The sequence below is a fragment of the Vibrio sp. 1069 genome (genome assembly GCF_033340555.1).
Genome location: NZ_JAWOWP010000580.1, coordinates 1 through 607 on the forward strand (window position 1 = coordinate 1; position 607 = coordinate 607).

Annotated in this window: 1 protein-coding gene and 1 pseudogene; both read right to left on the reverse strand. The window is 41.0% G+C overall.

The window, feature by feature from the left end; all coding sequences use genetic code 11:
- Positions 1 to 165, reverse strand: a pseudogene (locus tag R7040_RS27855) (serine dehydratase subunit alpha family protein); the annotation flags it as partial.
- Positions 166 to 180: 15 nt separating this feature from the next.
- Positions 181 to 561: a RidA family protein gene (locus tag R7040_RS27860; protein ID WP_140389092.1), complete on the reverse strand. Its 381-nt coding sequence runs from the start codon at positions 559 to 561 to the stop codon at positions 181 to 183.
- Positions 562 to 607: the final 46 nt, after the last annotated feature.

Sequence of the window (607 nt, forward strand, 5' to 3'; positions counted from 1 at the left end):
TAGGTTGTCTGAAACACGCACCTCTATCGCATCAATATCGGATGTGCCTAACTCTTTTCTAGCAACTGCTGCCGCGTACGCAGCAGCAATGGGTTCTGTACATCCTAATGCAGGTTTCACAACTTGCTTAATGATTTGGATATATTGTGTCCATTGCTGGTTCATGCTCTGTTCTCCGTATTACTTTTTATGAGCAATCGCTTCGACTTCAATTAACACGCCAAGAGGCAAATCTTTCACTGCGAAGCAACTGCGTGCCGGACAATCTTGTTGGAAAAACTCTGCGTAGACCTTGTTAAACTCGGCAAAGTCATTAATATTCGATAGGTAACACGTTGTTTTTAAAACAGTATCGACACTGCCACCACCAGCCTCTAAAACGTGCTTCAAGTTAGCAAGAGATTGATGACTTTGTGCACTGATGCCGCCTTCAACTACTTTTCCTGTTGCCTTATCAACGGGTAATTGACCAGATGTAAAAATCAAATCGCCATAGCTAGTGCCATGTGAATAAGGTCCGATAGCAGCAGGCGCGTGTTCAGATGAAATCAATTCTTTCATTTTTAAATCCTCACATAAATTTTATTTTTTATTAAGAAGTTTCTAA

What these genes read in the sequence shown, in the direction of transcription:
- R7040_RS27860 (WP_140389092.1), bottom strand. Translation starts at nt 561, where the DNA reads ATGAAAGAATTGATTTCATCTGAACACGCGCCTGCTGCTATCGGACCT.